The organism is Phenylobacterium sp., from assembly GCF_035569475.1.
Classification (GTDB): Bacteria; Pseudomonadota; Alphaproteobacteria; order Caulobacterales; family Caulobacteraceae; genus Phenylobacterium.
Genome location: NZ_DATMNA010000082.1, coordinates 1 through 21028 on the forward strand (window position 1 = coordinate 1; position 21028 = coordinate 21028).

16 protein-coding genes and 1 pseudogene are annotated in these 21028 nt (G+C 70.1%); 6 read left to right on the forward strand and 11 right to left on the reverse strand.

Going from position 1 to position 21028, the window contains the following annotated elements; genetic code table 11:
• Together VNW53_RS12410 and VNW53_RS12415 are read right to left on the reverse strand one after the other, a co-directional pair.
• The coding region (locus VNW53_RS12410) for a hypothetical protein (RefSeq protein ID WP_325555984.1) at window positions 1-533 on the reverse strand (533 nt) is incomplete at its 3' end.
• A 136-nt stretch (window positions 534-669) separates the two neighbouring features.
• Complete coding sequence (locus tag VNW53_RS12415) at window positions 670-1107, reverse strand: VOC family protein (RefSeq protein ID WP_325555985.1); 438 nt, start codon at window positions 1105-1107, stop codon at window positions 670-672.
• Window positions 1108-1317: 210 nt separating this feature from the next.
• On the opposite strand from VNW53_RS12415, the gene VNW53_RS12420 reads away from it, so the two are divergent.
• The 3 genes from VNW53_RS12420 (at window position 1318) to VNW53_RS12430 (ending at window position 6741) form a co-directional block, all read left to right on the forward strand.
• A complete protein-coding gene (locus tag VNW53_RS12420; protein ID WP_325555986.1) occupies window positions 1318-3609 on the forward strand; it encodes an alpha-N-acetylglucosaminidase in 2292 nt (763 codons plus the stop codon).
• Window positions 3610-3617: 8 nt separating this feature from the next.
• Window positions 3618-4736 carry an acyltransferase family protein gene (locus VNW53_RS12425; protein ID WP_325555987.1) on the forward strand — a complete coding sequence of 373 codons (1119 nt, stop codon included), beginning with the start codon at window positions 3618-3620 and terminating at the stop codon, window positions 4734-4736.
• 163 nt (window positions 4737-4899) lie between these two features.
• Entirely contained in the window at window positions 4900-6741 is a 1842-nt protein-coding gene (locus VNW53_RS12430) for a PAS domain-containing sensor histidine kinase (RefSeq protein WP_325555988.1), read from the forward strand.
• A gap of 33 nt (window positions 6742-6774) precedes the next feature.
• On the opposite strand, the gene VNW53_RS12435 is transcribed toward VNW53_RS12430, so the two are convergent.
• Together VNW53_RS12435 and VNW53_RS12440 are read right to left on the reverse strand one after the other, a co-directional pair.
• The gene (locus tag VNW53_RS12435; RefSeq protein WP_325555989.1) at window positions 6775-9657 is read right to left on the reverse strand and encodes a bifunctional [glutamine synthetase] adenylyltransferase/[glutamine synthetase]-adenylyl-L-tyrosine phosphorylase; all 2883 of its coding nucleotides are present in this window, start codon (window positions 9655-9657) and stop codon (window positions 6775-6777) included.
• Window positions 9658-9725: 68 nt separating this feature from the next.
• Complete coding sequence (locus VNW53_RS12440; protein ID WP_325555990.1) at window positions 9726-10646, reverse strand: LysR family transcriptional regulator; 921 nt, start codon at window positions 10644-10646, stop codon at window positions 9726-9728.
• 66 nt (window positions 10647-10712) lie between these two features.
• Here VNW53_RS12440 and VNW53_RS12445 point away from each other — a divergent pair, with 66 nt between their 5' ends.
• The 3 genes from VNW53_RS12445 to VNW53_RS12455 all read left to right on the forward strand — a co-directional run bounded on the left by VNW53_RS12445 (window position 10713) and on the right by VNW53_RS12455 (window position 13599).
• Window positions 10713-12128 (forward strand): aldehyde dehydrogenase family protein, encoded by a 1416-nt coding sequence (locus VNW53_RS12445; protein ID WP_325555991.1) that lies wholly within the window; start codon window positions 10713-10715, stop codon window positions 12126-12128.
• Between the two features lie 103 nt (window positions 12129-12231).
• Window positions 12232-12708, forward strand: coding sequence for a nuclear transport factor 2 family protein (locus VNW53_RS12450; RefSeq protein WP_325555992.1), 477 nt, complete (start codon window positions 12232-12234; stop codon window positions 12706-12708).
• Between the two features lie 51 nt (window positions 12709-12759).
• Window positions 12760-13599: an SDR family NAD(P)-dependent oxidoreductase gene (locus VNW53_RS12455; RefSeq protein ID WP_325555993.1), complete on the forward strand. Its 840-nt coding sequence runs from the start codon at window positions 12760-12762 to the stop codon at window positions 13597-13599.
• Window positions 13600-13640: 41 nt separating this feature from the next.
• Here the strand turns inward: VNW53_RS12455 and VNW53_RS12460 are convergent.
• The 7 genes and pseudogenes from VNW53_RS12460 to VNW53_RS12490 form a co-directional block, all read right to left on the reverse strand.
• A pseudogene (locus VNW53_RS12460) lies at window positions 13641-13945 on the reverse strand (hypothetical protein); the annotation flags it as partial.
• Between the two features lie 9 nt (window positions 13946-13954).
• On the reverse strand, window positions 13955-14578 hold the full coding sequence (locus tag VNW53_RS12465) for a PEPxxWA-CTERM sorting domain-containing protein (RefSeq protein ID WP_325555994.1): 624 nt from the start codon (window positions 14576-14578) through the stop codon (window positions 13955-13957).
• 229 nt (window positions 14579-14807) lie between these two features.
• Window positions 14808-16208, reverse strand: a complete 1401-nt coding sequence (locus tag VNW53_RS12470; protein ID WP_325555995.1) for a HAMP domain-containing sensor histidine kinase — start codon at window positions 16206-16208, stop codon at window positions 14808-14810.
• Window positions 16209-16359: 151 nt separating this feature from the next.
• The gene (locus tag VNW53_RS12475) at window positions 16360-17031 is read right to left on the reverse strand and encodes a response regulator transcription factor (protein WP_325555996.1); all 672 of its coding nucleotides are present in this window, start codon (window positions 17029-17031) and stop codon (window positions 16360-16362) included.
• Between the two features lie 25 nt (window positions 17032-17056).
• A complete protein-coding gene (locus tag VNW53_RS12480; RefSeq protein WP_325555997.1) occupies window positions 17057-18661 on the reverse strand; it encodes a Do family serine endopeptidase in 1605 nt (534 codons plus the stop codon).
• 143 nt (window positions 18662-18804) lie between these two features.
• Window positions 18805-19260 carry a cytochrome c-type biogenesis protein gene (locus VNW53_RS12485; RefSeq protein ID WP_325555998.1) on the reverse strand — a complete coding sequence of 152 codons (456 nt, stop codon included), beginning with the start codon at window positions 19258-19260 and terminating at the stop codon, window positions 18805-18807.
• Window positions 19257-21028: heme lyase CcmF/NrfE family subunit (locus VNW53_RS12490; protein WP_325555999.1), on the reverse strand; the 1772-nt coding region annotated here is incomplete at its 5' end. The genes VNW53_RS12485 and VNW53_RS12490, both read right to left, overlap by 4 nt.

Genomic DNA, 21028 nt, shown 5'->3' on the forward strand with positions numbered 1-21028 from the left:
AGATTCACCGGGAAATAGGACGGCGTCCCGCCGCTTCGCAGAGCGGTCAGCCGCGCAGCGTCGAGGTTTGCGACCTGGCTTCGCGTGCTCATCTTGACGGTCTGCGGATACCAGACGCCCCGATAGAGCGTCGCCAGGGACTGGCCATCGCCGGTGAACGTCAGCGCGAGAACAACATCTGCGGCCCAGGTGCCCCTCGCAAATGGCCCTGGAATATCGAACGCCGGCTGCCAGTCGCCTGTGCGCCAGACGCGAAGCCCGTGCTGGCCGGCGGCCAGGAGCTTTCCATCCGGGCTGAAGGCCAGGGCGCCTCCCACCAGGCTGGCCCGTTCGCTGGGCGTGTCGAGGATCGCGACGGAACGCCGGGATCGAGCGTCGATGACCTCGACGCAGAGCTTTTGGCGCTCTTTGTTGCAAAAGCCCAGCATGGCCAGATGGCCGCCGTCGGGACTGAAGGCCAGGGCGAGGGTCGTAACAATCTTGGTCGACACCCTATCGACCCGGGCAGGTATCGGGCGGCTCGCTTGGGCCACCGGCGCGGCGTCCGTCGCGTACGGTTGGGCCCAGGAAAGCAGGGTTCCCGCGAGAAGGATGGCGGCCGCAAAGCCCGTTAGCCTTGGCACTCGAAACTCCGGCTAGCCGTCCACAGTCAGGGTAACCCGGGCTGACTTAGTTGAGCTCTTGGGCAAGTCCGATGAGCAGCCCTTCCGGCCCACGAATGTAGCAGAGCCGATACACGTCTTGATACTGAACGACTTCGCCGACGAGCTGCGCGCCACGTTTGCGGAGCCTTTCAAGTGTCTCGTCGAGATCGTCCACAGCGAACATGACGCGGAGGTAGCCGAGAGCGTTCACCGGGGCGTTGCGATGATCGGCAACGACAGGCGGCGTGAGGAAGCGGGAGAGCTCGACCCGGCCGTGGCCATCCGGCGTGCGCATCATGGCGATCTCGACATGCTGATCGCCCAGCCCGGTGACACGTCCGGCCCATTCTCCGTCGATGGTGGCCCGCCCTTCGAGCTCGAGGCCGACCTCGCGAAAGAAATCAATCGTCCCTTCGAGGTCGTCGACGACGATCCCTATGTTGTCCATCCGTTTGAGCGCCATGGGTCCAATCTACGGGGTGGCGCCCGGTCCAACAACGGACCCTTTGTGCGACAGCTCGCGCTCGAGCATCTTGAGCAGGAGCGGACGCCGCGGAGATCGCCTGGGGCAGGGATGGCTTGCGCCTCTCCGCCACCGCTGCGCGGCGGCCGGGTTTGACCTCGGCCGCAATCGGCGCAGGTTGCAGGCCAACTTGGGGGCGAGTCCGAACGCATGCCGGGGTCCGTATCGCGCCGTGAGGCCCTGTCCCGGGCGCTCGCCGTCTCGACCCTGGCCGCGGCCGCGCCTGCCTGGGCTGCCCGCGGCGATGCGGGCGACGCTGCCGCGCGGGCGGTGCTGACCAGGCTCTTTGGCCCCGCCGCTGCGCGCATCGCGCTGACGCTCGAACCCGCGGGCGCGCGGCCCTGGTACGCGGCCGAGGTTCGGAACGGCGCGCTCTCGGTCCACGGCGACACCCCCGTCGCCCTGGCGCGCGGCGCCTATGCCTGGATGCGCCAAACCGGCGCGGCGCACGTCAGTTGGGAGGGCGATCGCACAGCCCTGCCCGCCCGCTTGCCCGATGGCGCGAGCGGCCGCGTCGAGAGCCCGTTCGCGCACCGCGCCTACCTCAACCCCTGCACCTACGGCTACACCACGCCCTGGTGGGACTGGCCGCGCTGGCGACGCGAGATCGACTGGATGGCGGTCCACGGGATCGACATGCCGCTGGCGCTCGAGGGCCAGGAGTTCGTCTGGCGGGCCCTGTGGCGCGAGATGGGGCTCACAGAGGCCGAGCTGGCCGGCTACTTCTCCGGCCCCGCCTTCACGCCCTGGCAGAGGATGGGCAACATCGAGGGCTATCGCGCCCCGCTCCCGGCGGCCTGGATCGACAAGAAGCGGGACCTCCAGCGGCGGATCCTCGGCGCCATGCGCGCGCTCGGCATGAGTCCGATCCTGCCGGCGTTCGGCGGCTATGTGCCCAAGGCCTTCGCCCTGAAGCACGCGGACGCCCGCATCTACCGCATGCCGGCCGGCGGCGGCTTCCACGAGACCTATTGGCTCGACCCGCGCGATCCGCTGTTCGCGAAGCTCGCCGCGCGGTTCCTGGCGCTCTACACTGAGACCTACGGGTCGGGGACCTACTACCTCGCCGACTCCTTCAACGAGATGCGGCCGCCGGTCGCCGATGACGGCACAGGCGGCGGCAACGCGGGCTTCGCCGACGGCGGCGCCGGCAAGGCCGCGGCCGCCCAGGTCGATCCCGCGTTGAAGGCCAGGCGTCTCGCCGCCTACGGCAAGGCGATCCACGCGGCCTTCCACGCGGCTCGCCCCGACGCCGTCTGGGTGATGCAGGGCTGGCTCTTCGGGGCCGACTCGCAGTTCTGGGACGAGGCCGCGATCGCCGCCTATTTCAGCGAAGTCCCCGACGGCGGGGTGATGGTGCTCGACATCGGCAACGACCGCTATCCGGATGTCTGGCGGCGCGCCCGCGCCTTCGCCGGCAAGCCCTGGATCTTCGGCTATGTGCACAACTACGGCGCCAGCAACCCGGTCTACGGCGACCTGGAGGGCTACCGCCGCGACCTGGCGGCGGTCCTGGCCGATCCGCAGGCCGGGCGGCTGGCCGGCTTCGGCCTGTTCCCGGAAGGGCTCGACAACAATTCCATCGTCTACGAGGAGGCCTACGACCTGGCCTGGGGCGCCGGCGGGGCGTCGCTCTCGGCCTGGCTCTCGGGCTACGCGAAATCGCGCTACGGCCGCACCACCCCGGAACTCGATGCGGCGCTCCGCCAACTGGCCGACGCCGCCTACACGACGCGCTACTGGTCGCCGCGCTGGTGGAACGGCCGGGCCGGCGCCTACCTCTTCTGCAAGCGGCCGACGGCGACCATCGGCGAGTTCCCCGGCCATCCCGGCGACCGGGCCAAGCTGGCTGCCGCCGTCGCCGAATTGGCCCGCATGGCCCCGGCCTTCGCAGGCGAGCCGCTCTTCGTCCACGACCTGATTGACGCCACAGGCCACCTGGTCAGCGAGGAGATCGACCTCCTGCTGCAGGCCGCCGTCGCCGCCTATCGCCGCGGCGACCTGGCGGCCGGCGACCGGGCGCGGCGCAAGGCGGAGGACCTGGCCCTGGCGCTCGACGCGCTCCTGGGCGCTCAGCCCGATACCCTGGCGACCTGGATCGACGCCGCCCGCGCCTACGCCGACAACCCCGCCGACGCCCGCGCCTATGTCCTCGACGCCAAGGCCCAGGTGACGGTCTGGGGCGGCGACGGCGGCCTGGCCGACTACGCCTCCAAGGCCTGGCAGGGCCTCTATGGCGACTTCTACCTCCCCCGGTGGTCGCAGTTCCTGGACGCGCTGCGCGCCGCCGGCGCCGGCCCCTTCGACGAAGCGGCGGTCGTGGCCGGCGTCGCGGCCTGGGAACAGGCCTGGGTGGAACGGGACACGGCCTACGTCCGCCGGCGCCCCGCCGATCCGGTGGGCGGCGCGCGGGCCCTTCTCGCCCGCCTTGGGCGGCCGTAGGGTTCGCCATGGAGAAGCCCGCCGCGCGCTTCCTGTCCCTGGACGTGTTCCGCGGGCTCGCCGTCTGCCTGATGATCGTCGTCAACACGCCCGGCCCAGGGGCGCATCCCTATCCCTGGCTGGTCCACGCCAGGTGGTTCGGCTTCACCGCCGCGGACGCGGTGTTCCCCTCCTTCCTGTTCGCCGTCGGCTGCTCGATGAGCTTCGCCTTCGCCCAGCGCCCGACCGCCGGCGCCTTCGCGCTCAAGGTCCTGCGGCGGGCGGCGCTCATCTTCCTGCTCGGCTTCCTGATGTACTGGTACCCCTTCGTCCATCGCGAGGGCGGCGCCTGGACGCTGAGCCCCTTCGCGGACACCCGGGTGATGGGCGTGCTGCAGCGGATCGCGCTCTGCTATGCGCTGGCCGCGTTCGCCGTGCGCTATCTGTCGCCGCGCTGGCTGGTGGGCTTGAGCGCCCTGCTCCTCCTCGGCTACTGGGGGCTGCTGCTGGGATTCGGCCCGCCGGGCGACCCGTTCTCCAAGCTCGGCAACGCCGGGACCCGGCTCGATCTCTTCGTGCTGGGGGCCAGCCACCTCTACCGCCGCGACGGCGGCTTCGATCCTGAGGGCCTGTTGGGCACGCTGCCCGCGACGGTCAACGTGATCGCCGGCTACCTGGCGGCGCGCTACATCCAGGCTGCAGGCGGCCGGCGGCCGGCCCTCACGCGAATGGCGCTGCTTGGGCTCCTCCTGGCCATCGCCGCCTATGCCTGGACCCCGCTCTTTCCGATGTCGAAGAAGCTCTGGAGCGGCAGCTTCGTCCTGCTGACCGTCGGCATGGACCTCGTGCTGCTCGCAGCGCTCGCCGCCGCCCTGGAGGGCCGCGCCCCCAATCCCGCGGCCCGCTTCTTCCAGGTGTTCGGGCTCAATCCGCTGGCGATCTACCTGTTTTCGGAGCTCTTCGTCACGACCCTGCAGCAGATCGAGGTCGCCCCCGGCGTCGGGGTCTACGACTGGATCGGCGCGAACCTTTTCCAGGCCGCCGCGCCCGGGCCGCTGGGCTCTCTCCTCTGCGCCATCGCCTACATGCTGACCTGCTGGCTCCTGGGCTACGTCCTGGACCGCCGCCGGATCGTCGTACGCCTGTAGGGTGGACGGCCGCTTACTGACGGCGGCGGCGATTAAGGATTAAGCGGGACAATTCGCCGCTGAATAGCGGTGACGCTGTTTACCCTTAGCGCTTAGACTCCGCCCTCAAGCGGGGTGATTTGCCCTATTTCGGGAGCGGCGAGCCTTGGGGGCACGCGATGATATGAGCGCGGCCAGGGCGCTGGAGCGGTCCGCCGACCTGGCGCTCGCCAAGCCGCCTACGCAGCGCTTCGCGCGCATCGCGATCCTGGCGGCCCTCCTGTTGCTGGCGGTCTACACCGCCCTGGCCATCGCCCGCCTCACCGAGGGGCCCTTGAGCCTTGCCGAGCAGATCGTCTCCCTGATGATTCCCTTGGCGGTCGCCGGCGCGCTGGGCGGCCTGCTGCTGCTGGAGTCCCGCCGGGTCGAGCGGGCCCACGCCGCCTACAGCGACAGCGAGCAGCGTTTCCGCCTGGCGGTCGAGGCCGCCCGCTGCGGCATCTGGGAATGGGACCTCTCGGAAGACCGCATCTTCATGTCCGACGTCACCGCCGCCCTGTTCGGCTGGCGCGGCGGCGTGGTCGACGGCCAGCAGGTGCTGGAGCGGGTCTCCGAGGGCCATCGCGACGGCCTGCGCGAGGCGCTGGCCAACGCCGCGGTCTATGGCGGCTTCGACGTGTCGTTCCGCGTCCCCAGCCTGATCGGCGGCCGGCCCGTCTGGATCGACGCCCGCGGCCAGGGCTTCGGCAAGAGCCCCGAGGGCGGCTTCGCCCGCATCATCGGCGTGGCCCTGGACGTCACAGAGGAGCGCCTGGCCCAGGCCCGCGCGCAGGCCGCCGAGACCCGCCTGCGCGACGCCATCGAAAGCGTCTCCGAGGCCTTCGTCCTCTGGGACAAGCAGGGCCGGCTTTTGATGTGCAACAAGAACTACCGCAGCTTCTTCCGCCTGGAGCCGCAGATCCTCAAGCCCGGCGTCCTGCGCGAGGACCTCGAGGCCCAGGCCAAGCTCGCCGTGCGCCAGGAGTTCCCGTCGCTCGGCGGGCGCAAGGGCGTGCGCGAGGCCGAGCTGGTCGACGGTCGCTGGGTGCAGATCTCCGAGCGCACCACCGCCGAGGGCGGCCTGGTGGTGACCGCCGCCGACATCACCGCGCTCAAGGCCCAGGAGGAGGCGCGCCGGGTGAACGAGGACGAGCTGCGCCGCGCGGTGGTCAACCTGGAGCGCAGCCAGGAGCAGCTCTCGGAACTGGCCCGCAAGTACGAGAACGAGAAGCTCCGCGCCGAGGGCGCCAACCAGGCCAAGAGCGAGTTCCTGGCCAATATGAGCCACGAGCTGCGCACGCCGCTGAACGCCATCAACGGCTTCTCCGAGATCATGGTCGCCGAGATGTACGGCCCGGTCGGCGACCCGCGCTACAAGGACTACGCCCGCGACATCCTCAATTCCGGCCAGCACCTGCTCGCCCTGATCAACGACATCCTCGACATGTCGAAGATCGAGGCCGGCAAGATGAACCTGCGCTTCGAGCCGGTGGCGCTGGAGGACGTGGCCGAGGACGCCCTTCGCCTGGTCCGCAACCGCGCCGAGGCCGCGGGCCTGGCCCTGCGCCTGGACTTCTCCGACCTGCCCGAGGTCGAGGCCGACTACCGGGCGATCAAGCAGGTGCTGCTGAACCTGCTCTCCAACGCCATCAAGTTCACCCCGCGCGGCGGCCTGATCACCGTGCGCGCCGAGCGCCGCGACGACCCGCTGGGCGAGCGGGTGCGGATGAGCGTGCAGGACACCGGCATCGGCATCCCGCCGGAGGACCTGGCGCGCCTGGCCCAGCCCTTCGAACAGATCGAGAGCCAGCACGCCAAGACCCAGCAGGGCACCGGCCTGGGGCTGGCGCTCACCAAGGCCCTGGTGGAAATGCACGGCGGCCTGCTCGACCTGCGCAGCGCGCCGGGCCAGGGCACCAGCGCGTCCTTCTCGCTCCCCGTGCGCCAATCCAGCGTCGCGCTCGCCGCAGTCGCCGCCGCGCGCTGACGGCGTAGTCCCTTTCGAGCGACGAGGGGCGTTCTATCCGTTGACGATCTTCTCGTAGCCGCGGTTGGCGGCCGCCTGCACGCGGCCCAGGGTCGCCTTGAGCTGGCGGAAGTCCCGCACGCCCCCGGCGCGGGCCAGCAGCGCGCGGAAGGCCGGCGGTTCGCCCGACGGGTCGGTGGTGTCGCCCAGCGCGACCTTCAAGAGCTGGGTCAGGTCCTGTTGCAGCCGCCAGGCCGCCTCCAGGTCCCCGGCCGGCCCGGCGGGCGCCAGGCCGCTGTGCCTGAGCGCCGCAAGCGCCGCGGCGGTGTTGGGCGACAGCGGCCCGCCCTCGGCGGCGTGCGCGATCTGCAGGAACTGGGCGGCGAACTCGATGTCCACCAGGCCGCCGGGCGAGAGCTTCAGGTCCCACTCGCCCTTGGCCGGGCGCTCGCGGTGCATCAGCTCGCGCATCTCGCGCACGTCCTTGGCCGTCTGGGCGCGGTCGCGCGGGCGGCGCAGGGCCCGGCCGAAGGCGGCCTCCGCGTCGGCCGCGAAGCCCGGGCTGGTCGACCAGACCACCCGCGCCCGGGTCAGGGCCAGCAACTCCCAGGTCTCGGCCTCGGCCTGGTAGTAACCCTCGAAGGCCGCGAAACTCACCGCCACCGGACCCTTGGTGCCGGAGGGCCGCAGTTGCATGTCCACCTCGTAGAGGCCGCCCTGGCCAGTCTGGCTGGACAGCGCCGCGATCAGGCGCTGGGTGAACCGCCCATAGAAGGTGACCGCGTCCCAGCTCTTCGCCTGCGAGCCCGCGTGCGGATCGGCGGCCCTGTAGAGGGTCATCAGGTCCAGGTCGGAAGTGGCGCTCATCTCCCGCGAGCCGCACTTGCCCAGGGCCACCACCGCCACGTCGCCGGGGAAGGCCCCGCCCAGCCGCTCCGTTTCCGCCAGCGCCGCGTCGGCCAGGGCGTCGATACAGACGTCGGCCAGGTCGGCGAAGGCCTTGCCGGCCACCACGGCGCTGGCCGCCCCGCTCATCACCTGCACGCCGACGCGGAAGGCCTGCTCGCGGTGGACCACGCGGACCACGTCCATGGCCGCCTCGAAGCCGGCGGCCTCGGCCACCGCCGCGCGCATCACCGCGCGGTCCTCGGCGATGTCGATGGGCTCGAAGAAGCTGCCGTCCAGCATGGCGTCGATGGCCGCGGGGCGCCGCGCCAGGGTCGCCGCCAGCCGCGGGGCGAAGGCCATCACCTGCACGACCAGCTCGAACAGGTTCGGCTGGGCCAGGAACAGCGACTGGAGCTGCACCCCCGACGACAGCCGCGAGAAGAAGTCGGCGAACCGGTTGAAGGCCGCGTCCGGCGCCCCGGTGGCCTGGGCCGCCTCCAGCAGGCGCGGCGCCAGCCGGGTGAACAGCTCGCGGCCCCGCTCGGTGGCCGTGGCCGGGATATGGCCGTGGTGCCAGCTCCGGATCGTCGCCGCCACCGCCGGCGGGTTGGAGAAACCCAACCGCTTCAGCGTCGCCAGGGTCTCCGGGTCGTCCCCGACGCCGGTGAACACCAGGCTGCCGAACCGCGAGGACAGCGGCTCCTCGGAGGGGAAGAGCTCACCGTAGCGGGCGTTCACGCCCTTCAGCGTCCGGGTGATCGCGGCGTCGAAAGTGCGGAGCTGGTCGTAGCCGCTCAGCGCCGCCACCCGCCGGCGGTCGGCGTCGGCCTCCGGCAGCCGGTGGGTCTGCTCGTCGGCCAGCATCTGGATGCGGTGCTCGACGCTGCGCAGCCGCCCGTAGGCCTCGGTCAGTTCGGCGCAGGTCTGCGGCGCCACATGGCCGGCCTCAGTGAGGGCCGCCAGCGCATCGAGGGTGCGGCGGCTGCGCAAGCCCGGGTTGCGCCCGCCCAGGATCAGTTGCTGGGTCTGGACGTAGAACTCGATCTCGCGGATTCCGCCGGCGCCCAGCTTCACGTCGAACCCCTTGGCGGTCATCCGCTCGTCGACCTTGTGGGCGTGGATCTGGCGCTTGATCGAATGGATGTCGGCGATGGCCGCGAAGTCCAGGTTCCGGCGCCAGACGAAGGGCTGCAGCTCGGCCAGGAACGCCTGCGCTGCGGGGATGTCCCCGGCGCAGGGCCTGGCCTTGATGAACGCCGCCCGCTCCCAGTTCTGGCCGACGCTCTCGTAATAGTCCAAGGCCGCCGGGATCGGCACGGCGGCCTGGGTGGAAGACGGATCGGGCCGCAGGCGCAGGTCCATGCGGAAGACGTAGCCGTCGGCGGTGCGGAGCTGCATCAGCTCCGACAGCCGCTGCGTCAGCCGCACCGCGAAGGCCTCACTCTCCACCCCGGGCGCGAGCGGCATGGCGTCCGGGTCAAAGAACACCGACACGTCGATGTCGCTGGAATAGTTCAGCTCGAAGGCGCCCTGCTTGCCCATGGCGATGCAGAACCAGCCGGGGACCGGCCCCGCCGCGCCCTCGCCCAGGTGGGTCAGCCGCCCGGCCTCCGCCTCGCCCCGGGCCGCCACCGTCAGCGCCGCCGTCACCGCCGCGTCGGCGAAGCGGGTGAGCGCGCCGGTCACCTGGTCCAGGTCCCAGACGCCGCCCAGGTCGGTCAGCGCCGTCAGCAGGTGAAGCTCGGCCTTGAGCTCGCGAAGGCGGACCTGGGCGCCCGGCAGGTCGAGCCGGGACGCCTTGGCGGTCCGCGTCAGGATGTCCTCCAGCCGCGCCTGCGGGTCGTCCGCCAGCAAGCCGTCCAGCCGCTTCGGATCGCGCCGCGCCAGGGCGGCGAGATAGGGCGAGGCCGCGAACACCGGGGCGAGCGCCGGCCAGGCCTGCTCCAGCCGGTCGGTCCACAACGCCTGGGCGACGACGCCGCGCAAGCGCTCGGCGGCCTTCTCGTCGACGACGGGTCCACAGGGTTTCAAGGTGTCGGCCAGCGCCATGAGGCGTGCTTAGCAGTCCTTCGCCGCCTGCGGGAGAAGATGGATAAGGCTGCGATTCACGGTTGAGATCATCGCGCCAGTTGCCGGATCAGGTCGATGAACGCGCGCAGCCTGGCCGGAATATTGCGGCGGCTCGGATAGTAGAGACAAAGACCCGGATATTCCGGCGACCAGTCCTCCAGCACCGGCAGCAAGAGGCCAGCCTCGATCGCCTGGGCGGCCGCGATGTCAGAGACGAAGGCCAGGCCCTCGCCGGCCAGCGCGGCCATCAGCATCAGATCGTGGTCGTCGAGGATCAACTGGCCGGGGACATCTATTTCGATAGCCTCGCCCCGCTTCTCGAATTCCCAGCGGTAGATCGCGCCGCTCCCCAGGCGCCGGCGAATGCAGCGATGCTCCGCCAGGTCGGCCGGCGTCCTCGGTAGCTTTCGCCCCGAGAAGTAGGCGGGCGAGCCCACCACGATCGAACGTATCGGGCGGGTGATCGGCACCGCGATCATGTCGGGCGGAACAAACTCTTCCAGCCGAACGCCGGCATCGAAGCCTTGCCCGACGATGTCCACCATCGCTCCTTCGCTGACCATGTCGACCGTCACGCGCGGATAGCGGCGCATGTATTCGTAGATCAGCGGCGACAGGATCATACGCCCTGCGCCCAGCGGCAAATTCAAACGCAAGGCGCCGACGGGTTCGGCCCGATGCTCGTCGATCCGTTCCATGGCGGTGCGGATCGCGGCTAAGGCCGGTGCGATCTCCCCCACGAACTGCTCGCCTTCAGGGGACAGGGCGACACTGCGTGTCGTCCGGTTGAACAGGCGAACGCCCAACCGCGCTTCCAGGGCCGCCACCGCGTGGCTGAGCGCCGAGGAGGACATGTTCAGTTCGCGCGCCGCAACCCGGAAGCCGCCGCGACGAGCAACCGCCACGACGGCTTCGAGCTCGAGCTGGCTAGCCCGCATTGCGCGATTTTTTGCATCAACCTGCGCCATCCTGATCGTCTTATAAGATCAGTCGTTAGATGTCACATCCTCTTCAGCAACCAGAGGAGACGCGCCATGCGCACCATCGACACGGTCTATATCGACGGCCAGTTCGTCACCCCGCACGGGGAGGAGCTGTTCGATCTGTTCAACCCCGCCAGCGAGGAGAAGATCGGCCAGGTGCGCCTGGGCGACGCCGTCGACGCGAAAGCTGCGGTCGCCGCGGCCAAGCGCGCGTTTCCGGCCTACTCGCGAACCTCGAAGGCCGAGCGGATCGGGCTGCTCCGCCGGTTGCATGACGCCGTCGTCGCGCGGAGCGATGTGCTCGCCGCAGCGATGATCGAAGAGTACGGCGCGCCGCAGGCCTTCGTGGGCTTCTCCGTCGCGCACGCGGCCAACCTCTTCCTGGACATGGCCAACACGGTTGAGGCGTTCGAGTTCACCCAAACTGTCGGCGGCGCGCAGGTCAGCCTGCAGCCGGTCGGCGTCGTGGCGGCCATCAGCCCGTGGAATAGCAATATCGGCTCCATCTGCAGCAAACTTGCGACCGCGCTGGCCGCCGGCTGCACCGTCGTCATCAAGCCCAGCGAGATGAGCGCCACGCAAACTCAGGTCCTCACCGAGGCCCTGCACGAGGCCGGCCTGCCGCCCGGCGTGTTCAACATCGTCAACGGCCGCGGCGACGTGGTGGGCGCCGAACTGTCGTCGCACCCGGACGTCGCCAAGGTCACCTTCACCGGTTCGACAGCGGTCGGTCGCTCCATCATGCGCTCCGGGGCCGAGACGATGAAGCGCGTCACCCTGGAGTTGGGCGGCAAGGGTCCGAACATCATCCTGCCCGACGCGGATGTGGAGGCCGCGGTCTCGACCGTCGTCGCGGTCGGCTTCCTCAACAGCGGCCAGGCCTGCATCGCCGGGACCCGGGTCTTGGCGCCGAGGTCGCGTCTGCCGGAGATCCTCGAGCGCCTCAAGACGGCGGTCGCGGCCCTCAAGGTCGGCGGGTCCGCCGACTCTGCCGTCAAGGTCGGGCCGATGGTCAGCCAAAAGCAGTGGGATCGGGTGCAAAGCTACATTCATCTGGGCCTGGAAGAAGGCGCCGAGCTCCTGGTCGGCGGCGAAGGCCGGCCGGCTGGCCTGGAGCGGGGCTGGTTCGTGCAGCCCACCGTCTTCGCCGGCGTCAACAACGACATGCGCATCGCCCGCGAAGAGATCTTCGGGCCGGTGCTGTGCGTCATCCCCTACGACGACGAGGAAGAGGCCATCGCCATCGCCAACGACAGCCCCTACGGCCTGCAGGCCTATGTCGAGAGCGCTGACGTGGCGCACGCGCGTCGGGTGGCCGAGCGGCTGGACTGCGGCCGGGTGACGATCAATGGCGCGCCGCACGCGCCCCTGGCGCCGTTCGGCGGCTTCAAGCAGTCCGGCATCGGCCGCGAATACGGCCGTTACGGGCTGGAGGCCCATCTGGAGGTCAGGGCCGTCCTGGGCTGATTTCCCCCGCGCGGGCGCCCGAGCCGTCCGCGCGGGCCCAGCGCCCAGCCCAGACCTCGCCCTACTGGCGACCCCAAGCGCACGACCCAGCAAGGAGACTCCCATGGACTCCGTCAAAGCCCAGCGGGTTATGGACGAACTGGAAATCCTGCGACTGCTGGCGACACTTGCCCAGGCGGTCGACGACCGGGACGAGGCCCGCTACCGCGCCTGCTTCGCCGACGAAGTGATGGGCGCATCCCCCTCTGGAGAACTGGACTCTTGGCTCGCGGTATCGAGCCAGGACTACGCCCGCCGCTCGATTGAGGCGGTCAGCGCCATGAGGTGGACCCATCACAAGCTGTGCAATTCCGTCGTCGACCTGATGGGTGACCGGGCTGCGGCCAAGGCCGATGTCGTGGTGGACATGGAGGCGTCCGGCCGTGAAGGCCGCCTCGAACACCTGACGATCGGCGGGCGATACGAGCTTGAATTCGCTCGCTTGGACCAAGGGTGGCGCATCAGCAAGCGCCGCCTGGTCCGACGATACGTCATCGGCGACCCAAGGCTTGCAGACCAAGCTCGGCAAACCGGCGCCTAGGCGCCCCACGACATCAGAGACGACCAACCGGTCGAGAAACAGGACAGTCCAATGGTCAAGACCTGGCTCATTACAGGAAGTTCGCGAGGCCTCGGCCGCGCACTCGCCGAAGCGGTGCTTGCCGCGGGCGACAATCTCGTCGCCACGGCGCGGAACACGAGCGGCCTCGAGGATCTGGCCGACCGATATCCGGCCCAGGTGATCCTCCGGCCGCTGGACGTGACCGACCACGTCGCGGCGGAAGCCGCCGTGAACGTCGCCGTCGAACGCTTCGGCCGACTGGACGTGTTGGCGAACGTCGCCGGCTACGGGAACCTCGGTCCCATCGAAGACACAAGCATCGAGGATTTCCGCGCGCAGATCGGCGCCAATCTGTTTGGACCGATCTATCTGTCGAAGGCCGCCATCCCGATCATGCGCGTCCAAGGCTCGGGCCATATCCTCAATTTCTCGTCCGTCGGAGGACGGATCGGCTCAACCGGCCGAGCGGCCTATTCCGCCGCGAAGTTCGGGGTCGAGGGCTTTTCCGAGGTGATGGTGACCGAGTTGGCGCCGCTCGGCGTCAAGGTGACCGTCTTTGAGCCGGGCGGCTTCAGGACCGACTTCGCCGGCTCGTCCCAGACGATCCACGAAATCCGCCCGGAATACGACGCCACCGTCGGCCAGGCGGCACGGTTCCAACTCGACTACAACGGCAAACAGCCCGGCGATCCGGCCAAGGCGGCCCAGGTGATCCTCAGGGTCGTCGGAATGGACGATCCGCCTATACGCCTGCTGCTCGGCAGCGATGCGCTCAAGGTCGTCCAGGCGGCCGACGCCCGGAAGACCGCAGCCGACCGCAAGTGGAGCACGCTTAGCGCGTCTACCGACTTCGTCGCGGCCAAGACCTGAGGCCGCCGCGGTGCGCGACGACCTGCGGACCACCAGAAGGTCCGGATGGCGGCTGTCAGCGGTCCGGTCCCGAGGATCTGCATCACCGGCTTCATGCTGTCCGCCAGGATGTGGCGGCCGATCTCGGCCTTCAGGTTCCTCAGGCGCTTCGCCAGGAAGTGGGTCAAGCCCATCCAGGCTTTGTTCGCGCCGAAGGGGCGTTCGACGATCCTGCCCTGAGCTTCAGCGGGCTGTGGGGCGGCCGTCGGCTCGGCGCCGGGGTGAGCGGCTTCGGCGCATACGGCGTCACGCCGATGGCGCTACAGGCCACGATCTCCTCGCCGGAGAAATAGCCGCGGTCGGCCAGCTCTTGGGCTTAGGCGGAGGCTGGGAGGGTCGCTCGGCGGCGGCGCAGCATCGCCCCCGCGAGGCCGAAGCCGCCGATCATCAACGCCCAGCTCGCCGGCTCGGGAACACCGGCGGTTGTGAGCTGGACGTTGTCGATGAAGCCGCCCGACCAGACCCCGTTGGGCATGAAGTGTAAGGTTTCAAGCCCGGTGACCGAAGACACAAAGCTCGTCGAAAGCGTGTGCCAAGGGCTGCCGTCGTAGACATTGAGGGCCGCTGTCGACACGCTTCCCGAAAGGTCGCCGCCGATATTGTAGCTGATTAGTGTCGTGGTCCCTCCGCCGCCCCCGTTGTAGATGAACGAGAACGCGTAGGTCTGTCCCGCGACGAGGCTGACATCCTGGGAAAGCCCTGTCCCCCCGCTGACATCGGGGTTCAGGTCGAACCACTGATTTCCATCGCCGCTGGACACCGAGCCTGCATAGCCCTGCACCACCAGATCGCCGGTGCCGGTCCATCCGGTGGGGGTCGCATCGAGCAGATACGGCGGACTGATCACGGGGCTCTCGAAGCCGCCGTTTGTCACGAGATTGACCGCCCGAGCCTCCGTCGCCCCGAAAGCGAAGGTCAGCGCCAAGGCGGCGCTGGCCAAGAGAGCACCTCTCATTTTCATCTTATTGCCCCGTCCATCAACGGGCCATTTTTGGCCAAAGAACAACGTTATTCCCTACCCGGGCGCGCGCAAGCCGGTTCCCCCAAGAGGCGAGTGGCGCGTCGACCAACGCCGGGGCGGCGGCGCGGCGGGCGGTCCATGGTTCCACGAGCTGCCAGCGCGTCGAATTCCTCCGCCGGGGGCGCCGCCGCCTGCCGAAACGTCGGCGTCACGCCCGCGGCAGGATCAGCGCCACCCGCAGGCCCGGCCCCAGCTCGCCCACCTTGCCCGGGCCTTCGGCGAGTTCCAGCCGTCCGCCGTGGGCCTCGGCGACGGCGGCCACCAGCGACAGGCCAAGGCCCGCGCCGGGCTCGTTGCGGCTGTTCTCCAGGCGCACAAAGCGCTCCACCACCCGCTCGCGGTCGCCGTCCGGCACGCCGGGGCCGGTATCGGTCACCGAGAACTCGATCTCGCCGGAGGACCGCCTGCGCACCCGCAGCATGATCGCCCCGCCCGAGGGCGTGTATTTCACGGCGTTGTCGAGGATGTTGGCCAGGGCCTGGGCCAGGAACTCGCGGTTGCCGCGCGCCTGCAGGTCCTTCTGCAGCTCGGCGGCGAAGTCGAGGCCCTTGTCCTCGCAGAGCGGCTCGTAGAGCTCGGAGATGTTGGCGGCCAGTTCGGAGGGGTCGAACAGCACGGGGTCCGGCGCGGTCCCGGCGGCCTGCAGCCGCGCGATCGACAGCACCGCGGCGAAGGTCTTCAACACTCCGTCGGTGTCTTCCAGGGCCTGGGCCAGCGCCTGGGTCGGGTCGCCCTTGCCGGCCTCGACGTCGAGGTAGGCCACCTCCAGCCGGGCCCGCAGGCGGGTGAGCGGCGAGCGCAGGTCGTGGGCGATGGCGTCGCCGGCGTGGCGGTGTCCGGCCATCGACCGCTCCAGCCGGTCGAGCATCTCGTTGATGCCGGCGGCCAACTCGTCGAACTCATCGCGGGCGCCGCGAAGTTGGGCGCGCGCGCCCAGGTCGCCGTTGCGCACCGCGTCCACCACCTCGGTCAGGCCGGTCATGGAGCGGGTCACGTTGCGGCTGACCAGGATGCCAAGCAAAAGGCCCAGCACCACCACCAGCGCCCCGGCGCCCTGGCTGGCGCGGGTGATCTTGTCGACATAGGCCTGGTCCTCGCCCACGTCGGCGCCGACGAACAGGATCTGGCCGCCGCTGAGCCGCTGCTGCAGGCCGCGGGCCGGGTGCTTGACCGTGCGGCCCTGCAGGTCCTGGTCCGTCACCGCAAAGCTGGTCCAGGTCGGCGCGCCGGTGAACTTCTCCACCGGGCTCTCCTCGATCGAGCCGGAGATCTTCTTCTGGTCCGGCTTCATCAGCAGGTAGAGGAACGGCCGCTCGCTGGCCGCGCGCTCGATCAGCGACTGGTTCACCGCGTCGACCCCGGCCCGGTCGTAGGCGGAGACCAGCGAGTGCATCTCGCGGGTGATCTCCTGGTCGGTGCGCCGCGTCGCCTCGCCCGCCGTCGCCACATAGATGTAGGCCAGGAACGCCAGCGCCGCGCTGGCGAACAGCCCCAGGATGATCACCGTCAGGCGGAACGGCGCCGTGCGGAATATGCGCGGCAGGCGCATTTACCTCCCCTGCGAAGCGGCGGAGGGGGACCGCTCGCCGTAGAGCGAGGGGGGGAGGGGGCGAACCTCAGGTACTGTGGATGGGGCTCGCCCCCTCCACCGTCCGCTCTTCGGCGGACGGTCCCCCTCCCCCATAAACGGGGGAGGTAGGCTAGGCATCCAACCGGTAGCCCGCCCCGCGGACCGTCTGCAGCATCGGCCGGTCGAAGCCCTTGTCGATCTTCGAGCGCAGGCGCGAGATGTGCACGTCGATGACGTTGGTCTGCGGGTCGAAGTGGTACTCCCAGACCTTTTCCAAGAGCATGGTGCGGGTCACCGACTGGCCGGCGTGGCGCATCATGAACTCCAGCAACTGGAACTCGCGCGGCTGCAGGTCGATCTCCTTGCCCTGGCGGTGGACGGTGCGCCCGATCAGGTCCATCTCCAGCTCGCCGACGCGCAGCATGGTGTGCACCGAGCCGGTCTCGCGCCGCCGGGCCAGGGCTTCCACCCGGGCGATCAGCTCGGCGAAGGCGTAGGGCTTGACCAGGTAGTCGTCGCCGCCGGCCTTCAGCCCCTCGACGCGGTCGCCGACCTCGCCCAGGGCCGAGAGGAACAGCACCGGCGTCTGGTCGCCCTCGCGCCGGATGGTCTCGATGAGCTGCACGCCGTTCATCTTCGGCATCATGCGGTCGACGATCATCACGTCGAACTCGCCGTCGCGAGCGGCCGTGAGGCCCTCCTCGCCGTCGGCGGCCCGCGTGCACGCGTTGCCCGCTTCCGTCAGGCCCCTCTCCATGGCGTCCGCCGCTTCGAGGTCGTCTTCGACGATCAGGATCCGCATGCTTCTCCGCCCCCGCGAAAGCGCCCTAGCCGGCGATCTTGATCGGCAGGAAGGTCGTGCGGCCCTGCCGGAAGATACCCAGCAGCACGCCCGTCCGGTTGGCCTTCTTGGCGGCGTCCACCGCCGCGGCGACGTCGGCCGCCGTGGCCACCGGATGACCGCCCGCCTGGACGATGATATCGCCGCGATGCAGGCCTTTCTGCCCGGCGTCGGAGTTCTGGTCGATGCTTTCGACCACCACCCCCTTCACCTCGGCCGGCGCGTTCAGCCGCCGCCGGGTCGGCTCGTCCAGCGCGCCCAGCGCCATGCCGAGCACCGAAGGATGCGGCGTCGGCGGGGTCAGCGGGCTCTTGTCGCCGCCGCCGCCCGGCGTGTTGTCGTTGGACGCCAGGTCCTTCTCCGACGGGCGGATGCCGGAGCGGATCTCGATCGGGCGGTGCTTGCCCTCGCGGATCACGTCCAGGCGGATCACGTCGCCGGGCTGGGCCTTGGCCACCTCGCGGGTCAGCTCCGTTGAGGTCTTGATGGTGGTCCCGTTGACCGACACCACCACGTCGCCGGGCGCCAGGCCCGCCTTGGCGGACGGGCCGTTCGGCACCAGGTCGGAGACGATCGCGCCCTTCTGCGAGCCCAGCCCTTGGGCCTCGGCCATGTCCGGCGTGAAGTTCTGGATCGTCGCGCCGATATAGCCGCGCTGGATCTTCCCGCCGGTGATCAGCTTCTTGGTCACCGCGTCGGCCACCTCGGCGGGGATGGCGAAGCCGATGCCCACCGAACCGCCCGAGGGCGAGAAGATCGCCGTGTTCACCCCGATCACCCGGCCGTAGATGTCGAAGGTCGGGCCGCCGGAGTTGCCCCGGTTGATGGGGGCGTCGATCTGGATGTAGTCGACGAAGTTGTCGCCGATGTCGCGGCCGTAGGCGCTGATGATCCCGGCCGTGGCCGTGCCGCCCAGGCCGAAGGGGTTGCCCACCGCGATCACCCAGTCGCCGACGCGCGGCTTGCCGGCGTTCTCGAAGTTCACGAACGGGAAGTTGTTGCGCCCGCCCTTGACCTTGATCACCGCCAGGTCCGAGGGCTCGTCGCGGCCGACCACGACGGCGTCGAGCTCGGTCTCGTCCTTCAGCACCACCTTGATGGTCTCGGCGTTCTCGACCACGTGGTTGTTGGTGACGATGTAGCCGTCGGCCGAGATGAAGAAGCCGGAGCCGGCCGATTGCTGGGTCGGCAGCTTCGGCTGGCCCTTCTCGGTGCGCCCGCTGTTGCCGCCGCCGGGAGATGCGCCCTCTTCGTCGTCACCGCCGCCGCCCTGCGGGCCCGGCCCGCCGCGCGGCTGGATGTCGAAGGGGAAGTTCTCGAAGCCCGGGATACGGCGCAGCGCGCTCGCATCGACCCGGCTGGTCACATTGATCGACACCACCGCGGGGGAAACGCGGTCGAAGATGTCGGCGAAGGACATGGGCGCGCCGGGCGGCGGGGCGAAGATCGGCGCCGTCGAAGCCTTGATCAGATGGGCCTGGCTGTCGGCATGGGCCATCGGCAAGCGCATGCCCGCGCCCGCGACCGCCGCGGCCATTACGCCGGCCCCGGCCACCGCACCCAGGAAATAGCCCGTCTTCTTGGAGGTCATATGACTTCTGTTTCCCTCTGGCGCCCCGGCGGAGCCGGCGCGTCCCGTAAACCTAGGTTCGATGCATCAGAGCGCAATGGCGCTCAAGTTACCTTTAAGACACCCTGCCTCGGGCAATCCGTTCCTTGTAGGGCGCAATCATGTCAGGCGGGATCGCTTTCGGACAGCCGTCTCACGCGCTCGGCCTCCGCAGGTGAGAGTTCGGCTTCGGCGGATCGGTTCCGCAGGCGGGTGAGAAGCAGGCCTGCTCCCAGGAGGACCACCGCGAAGGGCCCGCCCCAAAGCGCCAGGTTCATCCACGAGAAGGCCGGGGTCAGCAACACGAACTCGCCGTAGCGGTCGGTCAGGAAGCGCTTGACCTCGGCGTCGCTGCGGCCGGCCCTCACCTGCTCGCGCACCACCTTGCGCAGGTCGGCCGCGAGCTCGGCCTCGGAGTCGTCGATGGATTCGTTCTGGCAGACCAGGCAGCGCACGTCCTGGAAGATCGCCCGGGCGCGGGCCTCCTGGGCCGGATCGGGCAGGCGGTCGGCGGGGTCGGCCGCGGCGGCCAGGCAGAGCACGCCGGCGAACACCGCCGCCAGGGCCTGCAGCCGTCTCACGCCGGCTGCTCCTGCGCCGCCGTGGGCTGGGCCACCGCCTGGGCCGCGCGCCGCCGCGCGACCCCCAGCCGCATGCGCCGGTCGGAGAGCGAGGTCAGGCCGCCCAGCGCCATGATCACCGGTCCCAGGAAGATCAGGCTGGCCCAGGGGTTCCAGTAGGCCCGGATCAGCCAGACCGGGGTCCCGTCCAGCGCCTTCCGCTTCTCGCCGAGCACCATGTAGAGGTGCGAGGCGCCGCGGTAGCAGAGCGCGATCCCGGAGATCGTCTGGCCGCCAGCCGGATAGAAGCGCCGATCGGGCTCGCCCGTGCAGACCGGCTGGCCGGCCTTGGTCACCCGGATCATCGCCCGCTCGGAATCGTAGTTGGGCCCTTCCACGGGCCGCACCGTCTCCAGGGTCAGGTGATAGGCGCCCACGTTGAGCGACCCGCCCAGCGGCAGGGTCTCGGCCGCCTCGCCCTTCCAGCCCAGCTCGGCGCAGGCGCCCAGCGCGAAGACGCCGAGGCCCAGGTGCGCCAGCGTCATGCCCCAGGCGCCGCGCGGCAGGCCCGTCAGCCGCCGCCAGCTATCCGCCGCCGGGACCCGGAAGGCCCGCGTGCGCTCCACCAGCTCGGCCGCCGCCCCGGCCACCAGCCAGCCGCCGATGGCGACGCCCAGCGCCCCGAACGCCTTGCGCGGGCTCACCAGGGCGTAGGCCAGGAGGCCGCAGCCGAGCGCGATGACCGCCGCCGCCCACAACCGCTGGGCCACGCCGCCCAGGTCGCCCCGCTTCCAGGCCAGCAGGGGCCCGGCCGGCAGGATGATCGCCAACGCCGCCATCAGGGGCGCGAAGGTCCAGTTGAAATAGCCCGGGCCGATCGAGATCGGCGTGCCCATCGCCTCGCGGACCAGCGGGAAGAGCGTGCCGACCATCACCGTCGTCGTGGCCGCCGCCAGCAGGATGTTGTTCATCACCAGCGCGCTCTCACGGCTGATCGGCGCGAACAGCCCGCCGGGGCTGAGCTTCGGCGCGCGCCAGGCGAAGAGGGCGAAGGCCGAACCCGCGGTCAGCCCCAGGATGATCAGCAGCAGCACGCCGCGCTTGGGATCCACCGCGAAGGCGTGGACGCTGGTCAGCACGCCCGAGCGCACCAGGAAGGCGCCCAGCATGGAGAAGGTGAAGGCGCCGATCGCCAGGAACAGGCTCCAGCCGGCGAGCGCCCCGCGCTTCTCCGTGACGATGGCCGAGTGCAGCAGGGCCGTGGCCATCAGCCAGGGCATGAAGGAGGCGTTCTCCACCGGGTCCCAGAACCACCAGCCGCCCCAGCCCAGCTCGTAGTAGGCCCAGAAGGCGCCCAGCGTGATGCCGACGGTCAGGAAGCTCCATGCCGCCAGCGCCCAGGGCCGAACCCACCGCGCCCAGGCCGCGTCCACCCGCCCCTCGATCAGGGCCGCGACCGCCAGCGAGAAGACCACCGACATGCCGACGTAGCCCGAGTAGAGGAACGGCGGGTGGATCGCCAGCGCCGGGTCCTGCAGCAGCGGGTTGAGCGAACGGCCCTCCACCGGCGGCATGGCGATGCGCAGCAGCGGGTTCGAAGCGAACACCGTGTAGGCCAGGAACACCGTCCCCAGCGCCCCTTGGGTCGCCACCATCAGGGCTTTCAGCCCGCGCGGCAGGCCCCGGCCCAGGGTCGCCGCCGCCGCGCCGTAGCCCGTGAGGATCAGGCACCAGAGCAGGATCGAGCCCTCATGGCTGCCCCAGGTCCCGGCCACCTTGTAGAGCAGCG